The sequence below is a fragment of the Leclercia sp. W6 genome (genome assembly GCF_003336345.1).
Classification (GTDB): domain Bacteria; phylum Pseudomonadota; class Gammaproteobacteria; order Enterobacterales; family Enterobacteriaceae; genus Enterobacter.
The window spans coordinates 4,257,420-4,278,004 of record NZ_CP031104.1 but is presented as its reverse complement, the minus strand read 5'-3'; the positions used below and the strand labels follow the sequence as shown (position 1 = coordinate 4,278,004).

At 57.1% G+C, this 20,585-nt stretch carries 21 protein-coding genes and 1 pseudogene; 10 read left to right on the top strand and 12 right to left on the bottom strand.

Annotated features, from left to right (window positions below):
* Window positions 1-48: 48 nt before the first annotated feature.
* From garR to DVA43_RS20980, 3 genes are read right to left on the bottom strand one after another with little or no spacing between them, the layout of a single operon-like run.
* A complete protein-coding gene (gene garR, locus DVA43_RS20990; protein WP_114316598.1) occupies window positions 49-939 on the bottom strand; it encodes a 2-hydroxy-3-oxopropionate reductase in 891 nt (296 codons plus the stop codon).
* A gap of 31 nt (window positions 940-970) precedes the next feature.
* Window positions 971-1,741, bottom strand: a complete 771-nt coding sequence (garL, locus tag DVA43_RS20985) for a 2-dehydro-3-deoxyglucarate aldolase (protein ID WP_039031683.1) — start codon at window positions 1,739-1,741, stop codon at window positions 971-973.
* A gap of 15 nt (window positions 1,742-1,756) precedes the next feature.
* Window positions 1,757-3,091 carry an MFS transporter gene (locus tag DVA43_RS20980; RefSeq protein WP_114316597.1) on the bottom strand — a complete coding sequence of 445 codons (1,335 nt, stop codon included), beginning with the start codon at window positions 3,089-3,091 and terminating at the stop codon, window positions 1,757-1,759.
* Between the two features lie 414 nt (window positions 3,092-3,505).
* Between DVA43_RS20980 and garD the strand changes: the two genes are divergently transcribed.
* Window positions 3,506-5,077 carry a galactarate dehydratase gene (gene garD, locus DVA43_RS20975; RefSeq protein ID WP_103824902.1) on the top strand — a complete coding sequence of 524 codons (1,572 nt, stop codon included), beginning with the start codon at window positions 3,506-3,508 and terminating at the stop codon, window positions 5,075-5,077.
* Window positions 5,078-5,203: 126 nt separating this feature from the next.
* On the opposite strand, the gene DVA43_RS20970 is transcribed toward garD, so the two are convergent.
* Entirely contained in the window at window positions 5,204-6,184 is a 981-nt protein-coding gene (locus tag DVA43_RS20970) for a Fic family protein (RefSeq protein WP_114316596.1), read from the bottom strand.
* A 4-nt stretch (window positions 6,185-6,188) separates the two neighbouring features.
* Window positions 6,189-7,052 carry a 16S rRNA (cytidine(1402)-2'-O)-methyltransferase gene (rsmI, locus tag DVA43_RS20965; RefSeq protein ID WP_103177146.1) on the bottom strand — a complete coding sequence of 288 codons (864 nt, stop codon included), beginning with the start codon at window positions 7,050-7,052 and terminating at the stop codon, window positions 6,189-6,191.
* Between the two features lie 62 nt (window positions 7,053-7,114).
* On the opposite strand from rsmI, the gene DVA43_RS20960 reads away from it, so the two are divergent.
* From DVA43_RS20960 to dolP, 4 genes are read left to right on the top strand one after another with little or no spacing between them, the layout of a single operon-like run.
* Entirely contained in the window at window positions 7,115-9,247 is a 2,133-nt protein-coding gene (locus tag DVA43_RS20960) for a penicillin-binding protein activator (protein WP_114316595.1), read from the top strand.
* Window positions 9,205-9,600, top strand: a complete 396-nt coding sequence (locus tag DVA43_RS20955) for a YraN family protein (protein ID WP_103177148.1) — start codon at window positions 9,205-9,207, stop codon at window positions 9,598-9,600. The genes DVA43_RS20960 and DVA43_RS20955 overlap by 43 nt, the downstream gene beginning before the upstream one ends.
* A 21-nt stretch (window positions 9,601-9,621) precedes the next feature.
* Window positions 9,622-10,212 (top strand): DnaA initiator-associating protein DiaA, encoded by a 591-nt coding sequence (gene diaA, locus DVA43_RS20950; RefSeq protein WP_032614385.1) that lies wholly within the window; start codon window positions 9,622-9,624, stop codon window positions 10,210-10,212.
* Window positions 10,213-10,221: 9 nt separating this feature from the next.
* Window positions 10,222-10,797: a division/outer membrane stress-associated lipid-binding lipoprotein gene (dolP, locus tag DVA43_RS20945; RefSeq protein ID WP_103177149.1), complete on the top strand. Its 576-nt coding sequence runs from the start codon at window positions 10,222-10,224 to the stop codon at window positions 10,795-10,797.
* Between the two features lie 33 nt (window positions 10,798-10,830).
* Here the strand turns inward: dolP and DVA43_RS20940 are convergent, their stop codons facing one another.
* Window positions 10,831-11,475 carry an NAD(P)H-binding protein gene (locus tag DVA43_RS20940; protein ID WP_114316594.1) on the bottom strand — a complete coding sequence of 215 codons (645 nt, stop codon included), beginning with the start codon at window positions 11,473-11,475 and terminating at the stop codon, window positions 10,831-10,833.
* Window positions 11,476-11,601: 126 nt separating this feature from the next.
* On the opposite strand from DVA43_RS20940, the gene DVA43_RS20935 reads away from it, so the two are divergent.
* Window positions 11,602-12,120 (top strand): type 1 glutamine amidotransferase domain-containing protein, encoded by a 519-nt coding sequence (locus DVA43_RS20935; RefSeq protein ID WP_103824906.1) that lies wholly within the window; start codon window positions 11,602-11,604, stop codon window positions 12,118-12,120.
* Here the strand turns inward: DVA43_RS20935 and DVA43_RS20930 are convergent.
* A complete protein-coding gene (locus tag DVA43_RS20930) occupies window positions 12,106-12,534 on the bottom strand; it encodes a YhbP family protein (RefSeq protein ID WP_114316593.1) in 429 nt (142 codons plus the stop codon). The genes DVA43_RS20935 and DVA43_RS20930 overlap by 15 nt on opposite strands.
* A 14-nt stretch (window positions 12,535-12,548) precedes the next feature.
* On the opposite strand from DVA43_RS20930, the pseudogene DVA43_RS20925 reads away from it, so the two are divergent.
* A pseudogene (locus tag DVA43_RS20925) lies at window positions 12,549-12,889 on the top strand (GIY-YIG nuclease family protein).
* Here the strand turns inward: DVA43_RS20925 and DVA43_RS20920 are convergent.
* Both DVA43_RS20920 and DVA43_RS20915 read right to left on the bottom strand, forming a co-directional pair.
* Window positions 12,876-13,379 carry a GNAT family N-acetyltransferase gene (locus DVA43_RS20920; protein WP_103824909.1) on the bottom strand — a complete coding sequence of 168 codons (504 nt, stop codon included), beginning with the start codon at window positions 13,377-13,379 and terminating at the stop codon, window positions 12,876-12,878. The pseudogene DVA43_RS20925 and the gene DVA43_RS20920 sit on opposite strands and share 14 nt — an antisense overlap.
* Window positions 13,373-13,897: an SCP2 domain-containing protein gene (locus DVA43_RS20915; protein WP_103824910.1), complete on the bottom strand. Its 525-nt coding sequence runs from the start codon at window positions 13,895-13,897 to the stop codon at window positions 13,373-13,375. Before DVA43_RS20915 ends, DVA43_RS20920 begins: the two co-directional genes overlap by 7 nt.
* A 220-nt stretch (window positions 13,898-14,117) precedes the next feature.
* Between DVA43_RS20915 and DVA43_RS20910 the strand changes: the two genes are divergently transcribed.
* The 3 genes from DVA43_RS20910 (at window position 14,118) to DVA43_RS20900 (ending at window position 17,086) form a co-directional block, all read left to right on the top strand.
* Window positions 14,118-15,113 (top strand): peptidase U32 family protein, encoded by a 996-nt coding sequence (locus tag DVA43_RS20910; protein ID WP_103824911.1) that lies wholly within the window; start codon window positions 14,118-14,120, stop codon window positions 15,111-15,113.
* 8 nt (window positions 15,114-15,121) lie between these two features.
* Window positions 15,122-16,000 carry a U32 family peptidase gene (locus tag DVA43_RS20905; protein ID WP_103824912.1) on the top strand — a complete coding sequence of 293 codons (879 nt, stop codon included), beginning with the start codon at window positions 15,122-15,124 and terminating at the stop codon, window positions 15,998-16,000.
* Between the two features lie 78 nt (window positions 16,001-16,078).
* Window positions 16,079-17,086 carry a luciferase-like monooxygenase gene (locus DVA43_RS20900; protein ID WP_114316591.1) on the top strand — a complete coding sequence of 336 codons (1,008 nt, stop codon included), beginning with the start codon at window positions 16,079-16,081 and terminating at the stop codon, window positions 17,084-17,086.
* Window positions 17,087-17,168: 82 nt separating this feature from the next.
* Here DVA43_RS20900 and mtr read toward each other — a convergent pair whose 3' ends face one another.
* The 3 genes from mtr to yrbN all read right to left on the bottom strand — a co-directional run bounded on the left by mtr (window position 17,169) and on the right by yrbN (window position 20,528).
* A complete protein-coding gene (gene mtr / locus DVA43_RS20895; protein WP_114316590.1) occupies window positions 17,169-18,413 on the bottom strand; it encodes a tryptophan permease in 1,245 nt (414 codons plus the stop codon).
* A gap of 143 nt (window positions 18,414-18,556) precedes the next feature.
* A complete protein-coding gene (locus DVA43_RS20890; RefSeq protein ID WP_103177160.1) occupies window positions 18,557-20,455 on the bottom strand; it encodes a DEAD/DEAH family ATP-dependent RNA helicase in 1,899 nt (632 codons plus the stop codon).
* Entirely contained in the window at window positions 20,448-20,528 is an 81-nt protein-coding gene (yrbN, locus tag DVA43_RS25370) for a protein YrbN (RefSeq protein ID WP_103177161.1), read from the bottom strand. Before yrbN ends, DVA43_RS20890 begins: the two co-directional genes overlap by 8 nt.
* Between the last annotated feature and the right edge of the window lie 57 nt (window positions 20,529-20,585).

Here is a 20,585-nt window from a genome sequence, read left to right as displayed (position 1 = left end):
TTACCGCTTAAGGCAAAAATAGCGGGCGCGTTCCCGCGCCCGTCTTTGTTAGCGAGAGACTTCCACTTTCGCCAGTTTTTCGTAATAGCAGGCAATGGCGCTGTGGTCGGCCGTTCCCAGCCCGTCGGCACGCAGGGCCTGCATCATCTCCATCACCGCCGCGGTCAGCGGTAGCTGGGCCCCCACGCCGTGAGAGGTATCCAGCGCGTTCGCCAGATCCTTGATGTGCAGATCGATACGGAAACCTGGCTTGAAGTTACGATCCATCACCATTGGTGCTTTGGCATCCAGCACGGTGCTGCCCGCCAGGCCGCCACGGATCGCCTGATACACCAGATCCGGGTTAACGCCCGCTTTGGTCGCCAGGGTCAGGGCTTCAGACATCGCGGCGATGTTCAGGGCCACAATCACCTGGTTTGCCAGCTTGGTGACGTTACCGGCGCCAATCTCACCGGTGTGCACCACGGAGCCAGCCATCGCTTTCATCAGGTCGTAGTATTTGTCGAAGATGGCTTTGTCGCCGCCCACCATCACAGAGAGGGTGCCGTCGATAGCTTTCGGCTCGCCGCCGCTCACCGGTGCATCCAGCATGTCGATGCCTTTCGCTTTCAGCGCGTCGCTGATTTCACGGCTGGCCAGCGGTGCGATGGAGCTCATGTCGATCAGCACGGTACCCGGTTTGGCCCCTTCGATGATGCCGCCTTCGCCCAGCGCCACCTCTTTAACGTGCGGGGAGTTTGGCAGCATGGTGATGATCACATCGCACTGCTCAGCAATGGCTTTTGCCGTGGCGGCGGTCTCTGCGCCTGCGGCGATCACTTCGGCAATGGCTTCCGGGTTACGGTCTGCAACCACCAGTGAGTAACCTGCTTTGATGAGGTTTTTACTCATTGGTTTACCCATGATACCCAGGCCAATAAAACCAACTTTCAGTGTCATAATTGCGTCTCTCTTTATTCAGTGGTGGTGATTATTTCTTGAAGGAATCCGCTAACTTCTGGGTGGCGGAGCGGAACACGCCAAGATCGCTGCCGACGGCAACAAAGGTTGCGCCCCACTCCAGATAACGGCGGGCATCAGCCTCGACCGGCGCCAGAATGCCGGACGGCTTACCGTGCGCTTTGGCGCGGGCAAAGATATGCTGGATGGCGCGCTGCACTTCCGGGTGATTCGCATTACCCAGGTGACCAAAGGCGGCCGCCAGGTCGCTTGGACCGACAAAGATGCCATCCACGCCGTCAGTGGCGGCGATCGCATCGACGTTATCCACGCCCTGCTGGCTCTCAATCTGCACCAGGATGGTGATGTTCTTGTTCGACTGGGCGAGGTAGTCCGGCACGGTGCCAAACATATTCGCGCGATGGGAGACCGACACGCCGCGAATGCCTTCTGGCGGATAACGGGTGGAGGCCACCGCCTGCACCGCCTCTTCGACGTTTTCCACAAACGGGATCAGGAAGTTATAGAAACCAATATCCAGCAGGCGCTTGATGATCACCGGCTCATTGGTCGGCACGCGAACCACCGGCGCGCTGTGGCTGCCCTTCAGGGCCATCAACTGCGGGATAAAGGTGGTGACGTCGTTCGGCGCATGTTCACCGTCCAGCACCAGCCAGTCAAAACCTGCCAGTCCCAGCACTTCGGTGCTGATTGGGCTTGCCAGCGCGGACCAGCAGCCGATCTGAATCTGATGTGCCGCGAGGGCCGCTTTAAATTTGTTCGGGAAAATATCGTTACTCATCGCTTATACCTTTGCTTATTTCTGCAATTCCATACGTTTGATGTCACCCACTACGAACAGGTAGCAGAACATCGCCATCAGCGCAGAACACCCTACGAACAGCAGTGCCGCGTTGAACGAATGCAGTTCACTGACCAGATAGCCAATCACCAGCGGAGTGACGATTGACGCTACGTTGCCAAAGACGTTAAACACACCACCGCACAGGCCAACAATCTCTTTTGGTGCGGTATCGGATATGACCGGCCAGCCCAGGGCACCAAACCCTTTACCGAAGAAGGCCAGCGCCATCAGCGCGACCACCAGCGTGGTGTTGTTGGTGTAGTTGCACAGAATGATTGAGGAGGCCAGCAGCATACCCAGCACGATCGGCAGCTTACGCGCCAGGGTAATCGACTTGCCTTGCTTAATCAGGTGATCCGAGAATACGCCGCCCAGTACGCCGCCGGCAAAGCCGCACAGCGCCGGAATGGATGCCACCAGGCCCACCTTCAGAATCGACATCCCCTTCTCCTGCACCAGATAAATCGGGAACCAGGTGAGGAAGAACCAGGTGATGGTGTTGATAAAGTATTGCCCGAAAAATACGCCCAGCATCATGCGGTTAGACAATAACTGTTTGATGTAATGCAGCTTCGGACCGCTGGCCGCTTTGTCGCCTGGCTTTTTGTGGTCCATATCGACCACCGCACCGCCCTCCTTAATGAACTTCAGTTCATCGGCGCTTATGCCTGGATGGTCGGTCGGGTTATGAATAAACTTCGCCCACATGCCGGTCAGCACAAAGCCAATCACACCCATCACGGTGAAAACATGTTCCCAGCCCCAGGCAAAGGTCAGCCAGCCGAGCAACGGGGAGAAGAGCGCCAGCGAGAAATATTGCGCGGCGTTAAAAATAGCCGATGCCGTACCGCGCTCTTTGGTCGGGAACCAGGCCGCCACGATACGGGCGTTAGCCGGGAAGGATGGCGCCTCGGAGAAGCCGAGCATAAAGCGCATAAAGAACATCGAAACGCCCGCCCACGCCAGCGGGAAGAGGTCGACAAACCCCTGCAGGAAGGTGAACAGCGACCAGAAGAAGAGGCTGTAGGTATAGACCTTTTTCGAACCGAATTTGTCCAGCAGCCAGCCGCCGGGGATCTGCATCAGCAGATAAGCCCAGCCGAAGGCGGAGAAGATGTAGCCCATCGACACGGCACTTAATTGCAGCTCTTTGGCGACTTCCGTACCGGCAATAGAGAGCGTGGCGCGGTCAGCGTAATTGACAGCGGTAACAATAAAAATGATGATTAATATTAAATAACGGGTGGGGACACCCTTTTTAGTTTCAACGGTAGTATCCAGCAACATATTTATTTCCTCTGGTACATCAATGAAATTATTTTTATTGTTTTAAGAAAGAGGCAATCCTGATTATTTTGCTAATTAGAGATAATTGCAGTTAATTAACCGAATCCATGAAAGCGTTAATGAGTATAATCAAGCGCCCACCACCACGCATTGTCGCATTGCTCAATTATCAGTTTTATTGTGAATATTATTCTGAGCATATGCACAAACCCTTGGGCGCTGATGCACAGATTTCGCCATTGCTCCCCTTATGGGCAGGCCACCGTCATAAATGAGTGATCGCGATCACATTATTAATTCCCCATGCCTGACATCCTTTATTCCACTGAGCAGAGTCTTTATTTTTTATAACAAGAAAATATAGGTACTCTTTGATCAATTAATTATCCCCCACGCGCTGGAGAATACTGGACAATGGCCGACATCGAAATTCGTCAAACGTCGCCGACCGCGTTTTATATTAAGGTACATGAGACCGATAACGTGGCGATTATTGTTAACGATCAGGGGTTAAAAGCCGGAACGCGTTTCCCGGATGGACTTGAACTCATCGAGCATATTCCACAGGGCCATAAAGTGGCGCTGGTGGATATCCCGGCGCAGGGCGAAATCGTGCGTTACGGCGAAGTCATCGGCTACGCCGTGCGCGCCATCCCCCAGGGTAGCTGGATTGATGAGTCGCTGGTCGCCCTGCCGGAAGCCCCGCCGCTGCACACCCTGCCGCTGGCCACCCGCGTACCGGAGCCGCTGCCTGCGCTTGAAGGCTACACTTTTGAAGGTTATCGCAATGCGGACGGCAGCGTCGGCACCAAAAACCTGCTCGGCATCAGTACCAGCGTGCACTGCGTGGCGGGTGTGGTCGATTATGTGGTGAAGATCATCGAACGCGATCTGCTGCCAAAATACCCCAACGTCGACGGCGTGGTGGGTCTGAACCACCTTTACGGCTGCGGCGTGGCGATCAATGCTCCGGCGGCAATTGTCCCTATCCGCACTATTCACAATATCGCCCTGAACCCGAACTTCGGCGGCGAAGTGATGGTTATCGGCCTCGGCTGCGAGAAGCTGCAACCCGAAAAGCTGCTCCAGGGCACCGAAGATGTGCAGGCGATCCCGGTGGATGATGCCAGCATCGTGCGTCTGCAGGACGAGCAGCATGTCGGCTTCCGGTCGATGGTGGATGACATTCTGCAGGTCGCAGAGCGCCATCTGGCAAAACTGAATCAGCGCCAGCGTGAAACCTGCCCGGCCTCTGAGCTGGTGGTGGGGATGCAGTGCGGCGGCAGCGACGCCTTCTCGGGCGTGACCGCCAACCCAGCAGTGGGCTATGCCTCAGACCTGCTGGTGCGCTGCGGCGCCACGGTAATGTTCTCCGAAGTGACCGAAGTGCGCGACGCGATCCATCTCCTGACACCGCGCGCCATCAACGAAGAGGTGGGCAAACGCCTGCTGGAGGAGATGGCCTGGTATGATAACTATCTCGACATGGGCAAGACCGACCGCAGCGCCAACCCGTCGCCGGGCAACAAGAAAGGCGGCCTGGCGAACGTGGTGGAAAAAGCGCTGGGCTCCATCGCCAAATCGGGCAAGAGCGCCATCGTTGAAGTGCTTTCCCCCGGCCAGCGCCCGACAAAACGTGGCCTGATCTACGCCGCCACGCCCGCCAGCGATTTCGTCTGTGGTACCCAGCAGGTGGCCTCCGGGATCACCGTTCAGGTCTTCACTACCGGTCGCGGCACCCCGTACGGCCTGATGGCGGTGCCGGTCATTAAAATGGCGACCCGTACCGAGCTGGCGAACCGTTGGTTTGACCTGATGGATATCAATGCAGGCACTATCGCTACCGGCGAAGAGAGCATTGAGGACGTAGGTTGGAAGCTGTTCCACTTCATTCTCGACGTGGCGAGTGGACGTAAGAAGACTTTCTCCGATCAATGGGGATTACATAACCAGCTGGCGGTATTTAACCCGGCACCGGTGACCTGAGTTTGCAGTAAACCTCTTTTAGCATGGCTCCGGCCATGCTTTTTTTTGCCTTTCGTTCTGGCAGATGCTCAACATTTCGAAGGTTTGCATATCAGAAGTAATATCGTCTGACAGGACAAGCGCAGCCTATCTTAAGACCTGCCAGTACCCACCTTTTCTGGCACCGACCCGTTGTACCTTACCCTTGCTTTGTAATGCGCTAAGGTAGCGTTCTACCGTACGGGAGGTTACACCGAGCATTGAGGCCAGGGTGGAAGCTGTCATCTTTGGCTGGGCAATCAAAAGTTGTAGGATGGCGTCCTCTTTTTCCGACATTTGTTCCGACATTTGTTCCGACAATGCATGCGGGGTTGAGATACTTTCACGCAGCGCATCGGCAAGATTTTGTAGCATAAATTCTACAAAAGCCGTGCAGTCGCTGGCTTTATCACACTGCCCAAGGATGGCGTAGTACCGCTCTTGCTGAAAGTGGATCAGCGTTTCCACCGGCAACCAGGCCAGCTCGGCACGCCAGTGGCTGAGGATAAGTGTTTGCCAGAGACGCCCCATACGACCATTACCGTCGGCAAAGGGATGGATAAATTCAAATTCATAGTGGAATACAGAGCTGGCGATCAGCGGGTGCAAGTCTGTGGCATTAAGCCAGCCAAGCAGCTCATCCACCAGACGAGGTACCTGAGACGCAGGAGGTGCCATATGCACCAGTTGGTTACCACAATAGATCCCGACATCCCCCTGGCGCAGTTGCCCGGGATTATCTACGAGCCCCTTCATCAGGAGCCGATGGGCACTCAGCAAATCTTTCAGGCGACTGGCTTGCCAGATATTCAGGTGCTCGTAGGCCTGGATGGCGTTTCTGACTTCCTGAATATCTTTTGCCGGGGCCAGCACCCGCTTTCCATCCATAATTGCGGTCACCTGCCCGGTGGTCAGCGAATTATGCTCGATGGCTAACGACGCCTGGATAGTACGAATACGATTCTCTTTACGCAGCAGAGGTGAAGCTCGCCCCGTATAAGCAGCCCAGTGTCCCAGCAATTCTCCCGTTTCAACCACCAGATTAAGGATTGCAGACGTAATCGTAAAAGGCGGTTGATAACGGCTCACGAGCTTACTCTCCCTGCTGCTCCAGCGCATATTTATACAGCGCGTTCTTTTTCACGCCGTGGATCTCTGCTGCCAGCGCGGCCGCTTTCTTCAGCGGTAGCTCGGCCTGCAACAGCGCGAGGGTGCGCAGGGCATCCGCAGGCAGGGCGTCCTCTTCGGCCTTGTGCCCTTCGACAATCAGCACCATCTCGCCCTTGCGGCGGTTTTCATCCTCTTTCACCCATGCCAGCAATTCGCCAACCGGCAGGCCGTGGATAGTCTCCCAGGTTTTGGTCAGCTCACGGGCCAGCACCACGTAACGCGCCTCTCCCCAGACGGCGACCATGTCTTCCAGGCTCTCCAGCAGACGGTGGGTTGATTCGTAGAAGATCAGCGTGCGCGGTTCGGCTTCCAGCGCCTTCAGCACGTCGCGACGACCTTTGGATTTGGCGGGCAGGAAGCCTTCGTAGCAGAAGCGGTCAGACGGCAGGCCCGCCGCGCTCAGGGCGGCAATGGCGGCGCACGGTCCTGGCAGCGGTACGACGCGAATGCCCGCCTCGCGGCAGGTGCGGACCAGGTGATAGCCCGGATCGTTAATCAGCGGCGTACCGGCATCGGACACCAGGGCGATGTTCTGCCCCTCTTTCAGCTTTGCCACCAGCGTCTCGGCCTTTTGCTGCTCGTTATGGTCGTGCAGGGCAAACAGGCGGGCGTTAATGGCGAAGTGTTGCAGTAGCAGGCCAGTGTGGCGGGTATCTTCAGCCGCAATAAGATCAACGCTTTGCAATACGGTGAGTGCACGTTGGGTAATATCAGATAAATTCCCGATAGGAGTAGGTACAATATATAGCTGACCCTGAGAATTATCTGCCGTTTCGTGTTGTTTCATTGTTTCATCCGTATTGCCGATTTAATATTAAGCATTGCGTAAAAAATATCACTGGATACAGTATGGTACCCTTAACGTTTTTTCATAATAAAGCCACGCGCAGCCTTCCGCTGGTGCTGGCAGCCCTGTTCTTTGCAGGCTGTGGCACACAGGCGCCCGATCAAAGTGCTGCCCACATGGAGGGTACAGCCCAGGCTGACTCCGGCTTCTATCTGCACCAGATGGAGCAGAGCTCGAATGATACCAGGATCAACTGGCAATTACTCGCCATTCGTGCACTGCTGAAAGAGGGTAAAACCCAGCATGCCACCGATCTGTTTAACCAGTTGCCGCAGGATCTGACCGATACCCAACGTCGCGAGCAGTCGCTGCTGGCCGCAGAGCTGAAAATTGCGCAGAACGATGCTGCCGGCGCGAAGACTATCCTCGGCAATATCGACATCAGCGCGCTGGATAAAAATCAGCAGGCGCGTTTCTGGCAGGCCGGTATCGCCGCCGAGCAGGGTCGCCCTTCCCTGACGCTGCTGCGGGCGTTGATCGCCCAGGAGCCGCTGCTCTCCGCTGCCGAAAAACAGAAAAATATCGATGCCACCTGGCAGACGCTCTCCGCCATGAATCCCGATCAGGCCAATGCGCTGGTGATTAACGCCGACGAAAATATCCTGCAGGGCTGGCTGGATCTGCAGCGCGTCTGGTTCGATAACCGCAACGATCCGGATATGCTGAAGGCCGGAATTAAAGACTGGCAAACCCGCTACCCGAATAACCCGGGCGCAACCATGCTGCCAACGCAGCTGGTTAATGTACAGAACTTCAAGCCAGCCTCCACCAGCAAAATTGCTCTGCTGCTGCCATTAGGTGGCCAGGCCGCCGTCTTTGGCCGCACGATCCAGCAGGGTTTTGAAGCGGCGAGAAACGGTACTGCCGCCGTCGCGGGCAGCGCGGTTCCCGCCCAGGTCGCCCAGGCCGCTAATGCCGGTGATGTGGTGAGCCCGTCCAGTGCCGAAACCAACGATCTGACCGCGACCCAGCCTGTCGCAGCTCAGCCAGGCACGCTTCAGAATCCGGTGCAGGCCCCTGCCACTCCGCAACCTGTCGCCGCGCCGGAAGGCAACGTGCAGGAAGGCGTTGTGCAGGAAAGCAACGTGCAGGAGCCGGTGCAGACTCCGGTCACGACACAAGAGACGCAGCCCGTCGCCCAGCCACAGGCCATGGGTAATCCGTCTGCAGAGATAAAAGTGTATGACACCAGCAACCAGCCGCTCGATCAGGTGCTGAATCAGGTGCAGCAGGATGGGGCCAGCATCGTGGTCGGCCCGCTGCTGAAAAACAACGTGGACGAGCTGGTGAGAAGCAACACCCCGCTGAACGTGCTGGCGCTGAACCAGCCGGAGCAGGTGCAGAATCGCCCTAACGTCTGCTACTTTGCCCTGTCGCCAGAAGACGAAGCCCGCGATGCGGCCCGCCATATCCATGAGCAAGGTAAGCAGGCTCCCCTGCTGCTGATCCCGCGCAGCCAACTGGGCGATCGCGTCGCTAACGCTTTTGCCCAGGAGTGGCAACAGCTGGGCGGTGGTATTGTTCTACAGCAGAAATTTGGCTCAGCCTCAGAACTGCGCGCGGGCGTGAACGGCGGAGCGGGTATTGCCCTCAGCGGTAGCCCGGTGACTGCCAGCCTGCCACAGCAGCAGAGCGTGACGATTGGTGGCCTGACTATCCCGGCTCCGCCAACGGATGCGCAGATCAGCGGCGGCGGTAACGTCGATGCGGCCTACATTGTCGCCACCCCGGAAGAGATCGCCTTTATCAAACCGATGATCGCCATGCGTAACGGCAGCCAGGCGGGCGTGTCGCTGTACGCCAGCTCACGCAGCGCACAGGGCACCGCAGGCCCGGACTTCCGTCTTGAGATGGAAGGGCTGCAGTACAGCGAAATCCCGATGCTCGCAGGGGCAAACCCAGAGCTGATGCAGCAGGCACTCAGCAGCGTGCGTAACGACTACTCGCTGGCGCGCCTGTATGCCATGGGCGTGGATGCCTGGGCGCTGGCGAACCACTTCACCCAGATGCGCCAGGTGCCGGGCTTTACCCTTAACGGCAACACCGGCGATCTCACCGCCACTCAGGATTGCGTGATTAACAGGAAGTTATCATGGCTCAAATACCAGCAGGGACAGATCGTTCCGGCCAGTTAACCCGCAAACAGACCGGCGACGCGCGCGAATTACAGGCGCGTCGCTGGCTTGAGCGCAAAGGACTGCGCTTTATCGCCGCCAACGTTCGCGGACGCGGCGGGGAAATTGACCTTATCATGCAGGATGGCCCGTCCATCGTGTTCATTGAGGTGCGCTACCGCCAGTCATCCCGTTACGGTGGGGCCGCCGCCAGCGTGACCCGGGCCAAGCAACAAAAATTGTTACACACCGCCCAGTTGTGGCTTGCCCGGCATAATGGCAGCTTTGACACTGTGGATTGCCGGTTCGATGTGGTAGCCTTCACCGGAAACGCCATCGAATGGTTCAAAAACGCCTTCGGCGAAGACGCGTAAATCAGATCGTTAAGGGATACCGTGCTCGAAAGAATTAAGGTTTGCTTCACGGAAAGCATTCAGACTCAGATTGCAGCAGCAGAAGCGCTGCCTGACGCCATCTCCCGCGCGGCGATGACGCTGGTTCAGTCCCTGCTTAACGGCAACAAAATTCTCTGTTGTGGTAATGGCACCTCGGCCGCCAACGCACAGCATTTTGCTGCCAGTATGATCAATCGTTTTGAGACAGAGCGCCCCAGTTTACCTGCCATTGCACTTAATACCGATAACGTGGTCTTAACGGCGATTGCCAACGATCGTCTTCATGATGAGATCTACGCCAAGCAGGTGCGCGCGTTAGGGCATGCCGGTGATGTCCTGCTGGCCATCTCCACGCGCGGCAACAGCCGCGACATCGTGAAAGCCGTGGAAGCGGCCGTCACGCGCGATATGACCATCGTTGCGCTGACCGGTTACGACGGCGGCGAGCTGGCGGGGCTGTTAGGTCCGCATGACGTTGAGATCCGTATTCCTTCCCACCGCAGCGCGCGCATTCAGGAGATGCATATGCTGACGGTGAACTGTTTATGCGATCTGATCGATAACACGCTTTTCCCTCACCAGGATGATTAAGGAGTAAACATGAAGGCACTTTCGCCCCTCGCAGTCCTTATTTCTGCGCTGCTGCTTCAGGGATGTGTGGCTGCAGCGGTAGTGGGTACCGCCGCAGTGAGCACCAAAGCCGCGACCGACCCGCGTACCGTGGGCACGCAGGTGGATGACGGCACTCTGGAGCTGCGCGTAAACAGCGCACTCTCCAAAGACCAACAGATTAAGAAAGAAGCGCGCATTAACGTTACGGCTTATCAGGGCAAGGTGTTACTGGCCGGACAGGCGCCGAATACCGAGCTTGCCTCCCGCGCGAAACAAATTGCGATGGGTGTAGAAGGGACGACCGAGGTATTTAACGAAATACGTCAGGGCCAGCCGATTGGCCTGGGTGCCGCCTCAAACGACACCTGGATCACCACTAAAGTGCGCTCCCAGTTGCTGGGCAGCGATCAGGTGAAATCCTCGAACGTGAAAGTGACCACCGAGAATAGCGAAGTATTCCTGCTCGGCCTGGTGACCGAGCGTGAAGGTAAAGCGGCGGCGGATATCGCCAGCCGGGTGAGCGGCGTGAAACACGTGACCACGGCCTTCACCTACATCAAATAATCTCCCCTGCCCTCTGCCGTTGGCAGAGGGCGCTCATCCTTCTCCCTGCGCCTGCTCCCTGATTTTCGCCGATGGAATAATATTGACCCCTGCCGGTGCTGCACCAAGCGCCTCCTGCAGCATGACCTGCGCCACATCCCGCGCCTCGACAGACTTCCAGTTGCCGGGCAGCAGGCTGAAAAGCGGGGAAAACAGCGACTCGCTGAAGCGATGCTTCTCCCGCTCCCCCAGCAGCATTGACGGTCGCACAATGGTCAACCGCTCCCACTTCTGGGCGATCAGGGCCTCTTCCATTTTGCCTTTCACCTTGTTGTAGAAGAACGGTGAATGCGCGTTAGCCCCCATGGCGCTCACGACCAGGAAATGCTTCGCCCCGAGTCGTTTGCCGGTCAGCGCAGTATCCACCACCAGCGTGTAATCGGCATGAATAAAGGCCTCTTTGCTGCCCGCCTCACGCCGGGTGGTGCCCAGACAGCAAAAGACGGTATCAACCGGATCCTGAACCTGTGCCAGCGCATCGGTCAGTTGCGGATCGTGGGGATTAAACACCCCTTCAATATCGCCCAGCGGGCGACGCGTCGGGGCGGCAATATAGTTGATTTTCCGCTCCTGAATTAGCATACGCAGCAGGTGCCCACCCACAAGGCCGGTCGCGCCGGTAATTAAAACCTGACTCATTACTCCTCCTTTGCAGATTAGTCCGTATGCGATTTCATGCCACTCAACCACACTTAGTGGTCTGAACGTTAAGTATTTACCACAAGCTGGAAAAAAGCTGTCTGAAGCCAAAACAACGGAGGAAGCATGAGCAAGAAAATTGCGGTCTTGATTACCGACGAGTTTGAAGATTCAGAATTTACCTCACCTGCCGAGGCGTTTCGTAAGGCGGGCCATGAGGTGATCACCATTGAAAAAGAGGCAGGTAAAACGGTAAAAGGCCATAAGGGCGAGGCCAGCGTGACCATCGATAAAACCATCGATGAGGTGAGCCCGTCTGACTTTGACGCCCTGTTACTGCCGGGCGGGCACTCCCCGGACTCGCTACGCAGCGATACGCGTTTCGTGACCTTTACCCGGGACTTTGTCTCCAGCGGGAAACCGGTCTTTGCTATCTGCCACGGTCCGCAGCTGCTCATCAGCGCTGAGGTAGTGCGCGGACGTAAACTGACGGGCGTGAAATCGATCGCCATCGATCTGAAAAACGCCGGAGCCGATTTTCACGATCAGGAGGTAGTCATCGATAACGATCAGCTGGTTACCAGCCGGACGCCAGAAGATCTTATCGCCTTTAACCGTGAGGCGTTGCGCTTACTCGGCGCGTAGCCAGTGATGTTTTTTGCCAAAGCCTAACGTGTTGTCAGTGAACTTCAGTTCATCCAGACGGATCTCCCATACCGGAGCTGGCATGGCAGCGGCAACCGGGAAGCGACGAAGATAGTGCTTGCGCATCACGTCGCTTTCCTCCCCTTCCAGACGACGAATCTCCCCTTTGAACTGCACCCCGCGGATTAACGCCACGGTTTTGGGCTGCCCGTTGACGGTGCCTGCAACTTTCGCCTGTTTGCCGCTCATCTGCGCATGACGGGTTTTGTCTTCGCTTAAGACGTAGAATGCGACGCGCTGCGGATCGTAATAGTAAAAGGCATTTGCACACCACAGCTCATCGTCATGGTGCACGCACCAGGTAACCACGTGCTGCTTCGCCAGCCAGCGGTTGATGGCGGCCAGAGTTTCCATTTCGCTTCTCTCTCATGCTAAGGTGCACTCACCTTAACATACTGAATCTGTCGCCGTGTGCTGGTTTCTCTATCTTGTTCGAACTGCTGATAATGCGCTCTATACGGGCATCACAACCGATGTGCCGCGCCGCTTCCTGCAACATCAAACAGGAAAAGGAGCGAAGGCGTTGAGGGGTAAAGGAGAGCTGACGCTGGCGTTTTCCGCCGTCGCAGGGGATCGCTCCCTGGCCCTCCGGCTGGAATATCGCATTAAACAGCTGACGAAGCGCCAGAAAGAGCGCCTCGTCAGCGGAGACGGGACGTTTGAGGCGCTACGCGAGAGCCTGCAAAGGTCGCCGGTTAAAAGCTATTGAAGCGATCGTGGTATTCCACCAGGCCGCTCACGCCGTTAAGCGCATCATCCGCCAGACGGTGGACCTGGAAAGCCGACTCAGTGCCCGGCCAGCGGCAACGCAGATCGTAATGTGCCGCTTTCTCGAAGCCTAAACGGCTGTAGAAGTCCGGATCGCCCAGCGTCACGACCGCGGCGTAGCCAAACTCATTGAGTGAATCCAGCCCTTCGTAGACCAGCTGGCGCGCCAGTCCCTGTCCGCGATAGTTTTCATCCACCGCCAGCGGCGCCATGCCGACCCACTGCAGCTCTTCGCCCTGCACGATGACCGGACTAAAGGCCACGTAGCCAACGACCTGACCTTCATCATCGGTGGCGACCAGACCCAGCGTAATCAGGCCGTCTTCACGAAGATCGTGAACCAGTTGCGCTTCACCTTCCCCTTCAAACGACCGGCGTAATAAGGCGTCAATACCCGGGGCATCGATGCCAATTTCTACTCGAATCAACATGGCTCACCTACAGAAGTGTGTTTACTTTCCGGCGGAGTTTTCAGACCCGCCTCGACAAAATCGGCCAGTTGCAACAGAGCCACGCGCAGCGGCTTCGGCATCTGTTCCAGTTCAATCGCATCCATCAGGTTTTTGACATACAGACCTAACTCGGTATCGCCTTCAATCACCAGACGGCGCTGGAAGAAGAGCGTGTCGGGATCCTGCTTGCGTGCCGCAATCATCAGCAGATCGCTGGCGTCAGCGCTGAAGCTGACATCCGCCTCGGCGGACTCGCGCACCACCAGCTGTTCATTTTCAACGGAGGTGTACCAGCGCAGACCAATATCGCGCACCTCGATACGTAACCAGCGCCCTTCGAGAAATTCCAGCTCGCCATCCGCCAGCGCCTGGCGGAATTGCCAGCTGAGCACCTGCTCCAGTACCTGACGCTTCAGGGCAAAGGGCGCGAGCTTAACCGGCACGCTCAGCAGCGACGGGCCAAATTGTACGAGACGTGAACGCAGTTTATCCAGCACGAGCAATACTCCTGATATCTATAGTCCTGATATTTTGCCATATCCAGTCGCCGGTATAGCGGGGTAAATCAACAAACTGACAACCGGCGTAACCCATTATTGGTGTCATCAATACGCCATTAGCTGCCTTAAATCAAAAATTGTCGCCGGATGGTTAATTAAAATCCCTGTTCGATAACAATTTTGCATCCCTCTGGGGCTGCGAACGTCAGGATAAATTATGGAGCTGCTCTGCCCTGCCGGGAACTTACCGGCGTTAAAGGCGGCCATCGAAAACGGCGCCGATGCGGTTTATATCGGGCTGAAGGACGATACCAATGCCCGTCACTTCGCTGGTCTCAATTTTACCGAGAAAAAACTGCAGGAAGCGGTGAGCTTCGTACATCTTCATCGCCGTAAACTGCATATCGCTATCAATACCTTTGCCCACCCCGACGGCTATCAACGCTGGCAGCGCGCGGTGGATATGGCGGCACAGCTGGGTGCCGACGCCCTGATTCTGGCGGATCTCGCCATGCTGGAGTATGCCGCCGAACGCTATCCCCATATTGAGCGCCATGTCTCGGTACAGGCGTCTGCCACTAACGAAGAGGCCGTACGCTTTTATCATCGTAATTTTGAAGTGTCGCGCGTGGTGCTGCCGCGCGTACTCTCTATTCATCAGGTTAAGCAACTGGCGCGGGTCACGCCAGTTCCGCTGGAAGTTTTTGCCTTTGGCAGCCTGTGCATCATGGCTGAAGGGCGCTGCTACCTCTCTTCTTATCTCACCGGGGAATCGCCCAACACCGTAGGCGCCTGCTCTCCTGCCCGCTACGTGCGCTGGCAGCAAACCCCGCAGGGGCTGGAGTCGCGTCTGAACGAGGTGCTGATTGACCGCTATCAGGATGATGAAAACGCCGGCTATCCGACGCTGTGCAAAGGCCGCTATCTGGTGGATGGCGAGCGCTACCATGCGCTGGAGGAGCCCACCAGCCTGAACACCCTCGAACTGCTGCCGGAACTGCTGGCCGCCAACATCGCCTCGGTGAAAATCGAAGGACGCCAGCGCAGCCCGGCCTATGTCAGCCAGGTGGCAAAAGTGTGGCGCCAGGCGATCGATCGCTGCATGGCAAATCCGCAGAGCTATACGCCAGAACCGGCGTGGATGGAGACGCTCGGCTCGATGTCCGAAGGCACGCAGACCACGCTGGGTGCATATCACCGTAAATGGCAGTGAGATAAACCATGAAATATTCATTAGGACCGGTGCTCTATTACTGGTCGAAAGAGACGCTGGAAGACTTTTATCAGCAGGCCGCAACCAGCCAGGCGGATGTGATTTACCTCGGCGAGGCGGTGTGCAGTAAGCGTCGCGCCACAAAGGTGGGCGACTGGCTGGAGATGGCGAAAACCCTGGCCGACAGCGGAAAGCAGGTCGTGCTCTCTACGCTGGCGCTGGTTCAGGCCTCGTCAGAACTGAATGAGCTGAAGCGCTATGTGGAGAACGGTGAATTTCTGCTGGAGGCCAGCGACCTCGGCGTGGTGAACCTGTGCGCCGAGCGCAAGCTGCCGTTTGTCGCCGGACATGCGCTGAACTGCTACAACGCCGTGACGCTGCGTCTGCTGCTCAAACAGGGGATGACGCGCTGGTGTATGCCAGTGGAACTTTCCCGTGACTGGCTGGTGAATATCCTGGCGCAGTGCGACGAACTGGGGATCCGCAATCAGTTTGAAGTGGAAGTGCTCAGCTACGGACATCTGCCGCTGGCGTACTCCGCCCGCTGCTTTACCGCGCGTTCAGAGAATCTGCCGAAAGATGAGTGCGAAACCTGCTGCATCAAATACCCCAACGGACGCAGCATGCTGTCGCAGGAGAATCAGCAGGTGTTTGTCCTCAACGGCATTCAGACCATGAGCGGCTACGTTTACAACCTCGGCAACGAACTGGCCTCAATGAAAGGGCTGGTGGATATGGTGCGTCTGTCGCCGCTGGGCACCGAAACCTTCGCCATGATCGACGCCTTCCGCGCCAATGAAAATGGCGCTGCCCCGCTGCCGCTGACGGCGAACAGCGAGTGCAACGGCTACTGGCGACGTCTCGCCGGGCTGGAGCTGCAGGACTAAAAAAGGCTCACTTTGTTAACAACGACTGTAAAATTTTAATGCACTATTAAAGATTCACCGTCGACAAAGTGAGCTGCTATGACTGATAAATCCATTCCGTTTTCGGTGCTGGACCTGGCGCCGATCCCTGAAGGCTCCTCGGCAAGGGAAGCCTTTACCCACTCACTGGATCTCGCCCGCCTGGCTGAACAGCGCGGCTATCATCGCTACTGGCTGGCGGAACACCACAACATGGTCGGGATTGCCAGCGCCGCCACCTCAGTGCTGCTCGGCTATCTGGCGGCGAATACCACGACGCTGCATTTAGGCTCGGGCGGCGTGATGCTGCCTAACCATTCGCCGCTGGTTATTGCCGAGCAGTTTGGTACTCTCAACACCCTCTATCCGGGCCGTATCGACCTGGGACTGGGCCGTGCACCGGGCAGCGATCAGCCGACCATGCGCGCCCTGCGTCGCCATATGAGCGGTGACATCGATAACTTCCCCCGTGACGTGCTTGAACTGGTGGAGTGGTTTGATGCCCGTGACCCGAATCCGCAGGTGCGCCCGGTGCCGGGCTACGGCGAGCAGATCCCGGTGTGGCTGTTAGGCTCCAGCCTCTATAGCGCCCAGCTGGCCGCGCAGCTGGGCCTGCCGTTTGCGTTTGCCTCGCACTTTGCGCCGGATATGCTGCACCAGGCGCTGCATCTCTATCGCACCCACTTTAAGCCTTCGGCGCGGCTGGAAAAACCGTATGCGATGGTGTGCATCAACATCATTGCCGCTGACAGCAACCGCGATGCGGAATTCCTGTTTACCTCCATGCAGCAGGCCTTTATGAAGCTGCGCCGCGGCGAGACGGGGCAACTGCCACCGCCGGTGGAGAATATGCACCAGCTGTGGTCGGCCTCAGAACAGTATGGCGTGCAGCAGGCGTTAAGCATGTCGCTGGTAGGGGATAAAGCGAAGGTGCGTCACGGCCTGGAAGCGGTGCTGCGTGAGACGCAGGCTGATGAGATCATGGTCAACGGCCAGATCTTCGATCACCAGGCGCGTCTGCATTCGTTCGATCTGGCGATGCAGGTGAAAGAGGAGTTGGTGGGGTAGTTTTTTGCCGGGCGGCGCTGCGCTTGCCCGGCCTACTCCATCCCTGTAGGCCCGGTAAGCGAAGCGCCACCGGGCAATATGTTCACTGATATACAGGCAGCAGATTAAAACTCGACAGCACGTGGACAACTGCGTTGCCGATACCGAATACCAGGATCAGCGCAATCATCGGCTTGCCGCCCCAGACGCGGAATTTTGGACTACCGAAGCGCTTACGTGATTTACGCGCCAGCAGCGCCGGAACAATCGCCGCCCAGATCGTTGCCGCCAGCCCCGCATAGCCAATGGCATACAGGAAACCGTTCGGCCACAGCAGGCCACCAATGACCGGCGGCAGGAAGGTCAACAGCGCGGTTTTCAGACGCCCCAGCGCAGAGTCATCAAAGCCACAGAGATCGGCCAGATAGTCAAACAGCCCCAGGGTCACGCCGAGGAACGAGCTCGCCACGGCGAAGTTAGAGAAGATTACCAGCAGCAGATCCAGACTACGGCTGTTCAGCACGCCGCTCAGCGCCTGCACCAGCACATCAATATTACCGCCCTTCTGCGCAATGCCGATGAACTCCGGACGCGGGATGTTCCCCATCGTCCCCAGCAGCCAAATCACATACAGCCCCAGTGCCAGCAGCGTGCCGTAGACCAGGCAGCGGGTGATGGTGCGCGGATCTTTGCCGTAATACTTCATCAGGCTCGGAACGTTGCCGTGATAGCCAAACGACGCCAGACAGAACGGCAAGGTCATCAGCAGATAGGGTGAATACGAGGTGTTGCTCTGTGCCACGTTAAACAGCGTGGCGGGCGTAACATGCCCCAGCAGGCTGCCGAAGGTCAGGAAGAAGGTGATGACTTTGGCACCCAGCACAATGGCCGTCATCCGGCTCACCGCTTTGGTACTCATCCAGACGATAAATGCTACGCCAAGGGCGAAGGCAAAACCCGCCAGGCGCGCCGGTACGTTCAGCGACATCTCTGCGAAGGTGTGATGCAGAATCGAACCGCTGGCCGAGATATAGGCGTAGGTCAGGATATAGAGCACAAAGGCAATGGAGATACCGTTGACGATATTCCAGCGCTTGCCCAGCAGGTCGCGGGTGATGGTGTCAAAGCTCGACCCAATGCGGTAGTTGAGGTTAGCTTCGAGGATCATCAGCCCGGAGTGCAGCATACAGAACCAGGTGAAGACCAGCGCCGCCAGCGACCAGAAGAACCACGCCCCGGACATGACCACCGGCAGGGAGAACATCCCCGCACCTATGATGGTTCCGCCGATGATCACCACACCGCCGAGCAGTGAGGGTGACGTTTGGGTGGTGGTTAGTGTCGCCATACAGCCTTTTCTCCAGTCAATAATTTGGGACCTGCATCTTAATGTGCTGCACTGTACCAGTACAATAGTACAAAAGGAATAAAAAAAGCCCCGATAAAAATATCGGGGCTGTATATTTTACTTTACGCTACAGAGCGTGAAGATTACGCGTCACGACGACGAACAGGGCCATCTTCACGACGTGGGCCACGGCTTTCACGACGCTCACCGCTGAAACGACCTGCACCTGGCGCAGCCCCTTCACGACGAGGACCACGACCGCCTTCACGACGCTCGCCACCGAAGCTGCGGCCACCGCCACGACGTTCGCCGCCACGGTCCGGACGCGGCTGAGCATCGCCCAGCAGCTGCATGTTCATCGGCTTGTTCAGGATGCGGGTACGGGTAAAGTGCTGCAGAACCTCGCCCGGCATACCTTTTGGCAGTTCGATGGTGGAGTGGGTACCGAACAGCTTGATGTTACCGATGTAACGGCTGCTGATGTCGCCTTCGTTAGCGATCGCGCCAACGATATGACGAACTTCAACACCATCATCACGGCCCACTTCAATGCGGTACAGTTCCATTTCGCCAGCGTCACGACGTTCGCGACGTGGACGATCTTCACCACCACGCTCTGGACGGTCGCCACGTGGGCCACGATCGTTGCGGTCGCCACGACGTTCGAAACGATCGTCACGGTCACGGAACTCACGCTTAGGACGCATCGGTGCATCTGGCGGCACGATCAGAGAACGTTCGCCCTGCGCCATCTTCAGCAGTGCAGCGGCCAGCGTTTCGATATCCAGCTCTTCGCCTTCGGCGGTCGGCTGGATCTGCGTCAGCAGCGCACGGTACTGATCCAGATCGCTGCTCTCCAGCTGCTGCTGGACTTTCGCGGCGAATTTTTCCAGACGGCGTTTGCCCAGCAGCTCTGCGTTTGGCAGGTCTGCTTCTGGAATGGTCAGCTTCATGGTGCGTTCGATGTTACGCAGCAGACGACGCTCGCGGTTCTCAACAAACAGCAGCGCACGGCCCGCACGACCTGCACGACCGGTACGGCCGATACGGTGAACATAAGACTCGGAGTCCATCGGGATGTCGTAGTTAACAACCAGGCTGATACGTTCAACGTCCAGACCACGTGCTGCCACGTCGGTTGCAATCAAGATATCCAGACGACCGTCTTTCAGACGCTCCAGCGTCTGCTCACGCAGCGCCTGGTTCATGTCGCCGTTCAGCGCTGCGCTGTTGTAGCCGCTACGCTCCAGGGCTTCTGCCACTTCCAGGGTCGCATTTTTGGTACGAACGAAGATGATCGCCGCATCAAAATCTTCTGCTTCCAGGAAACGCACCAGCGCTTCGTTTTTACGCATACCGTACACAGACCAGTAGCTCTGGCTGATGTCCGGGCGAGTGGTCACGCTGGACTGGATGCGCACTTCCTGCGGCTCTTTCATGAAGCGGCGGGTAATGCGACGGATCGCTTCCGGCATGGTGGCAGAGAACAGGGCGGTCTGATGACCTTCCGGGATCTGCGCCATAATGGTTTCTACGTCTTCGATGAAGCCCATGCGGAGCATTTCGTCAGCTTCATCCAGTACCAGACCGCTCAGTTTAGAGAGATCCAGCGTACCGCGTTTCAGGTGATCCAGCAGACGACCCGGCGTACCGACGACGATCTGTGGACCCTGACGCAGGGCGCGTAACTGCACGTCATAACGCTGGCCGCCGTACAGAGCAACCACGTTTACGCCGCGCATGTGTTTAGAGAATTCAGTCATAGCTTCCGCCACCTGAACAGCCAGTTCACGGGTCGGAGCCAGTACGAGGATCTGCGGTGCACGCAGGTCCGGGTCAATGTTATTCAGCAGCGGCAGCGAGAACGCTGCGGTTTTACCGCTACCAGTCTGGGCCATGCCCAGCACGTCACGACCAGAGAGCAGATGTGGGATACATTCTGCCTGGATCGGAGATGGTTTTTCGTAACCCAGATCGTTAAGGGCTTCAAGGATAGGAGCCTTCAGGCCCAGATCTGCAAAAGTGGTTTCGAATTCAGCCATGTAGTACGAGTGCCTCAATGTCAATGGCGGCCAGTCTACATAACTTATCGTGAAAATTTTCGGTAATTTTCATTGAAAGTGTGAACCGGCTCAAAGTAGGTGTATTGACGAACAACAACGCCCTCACCAG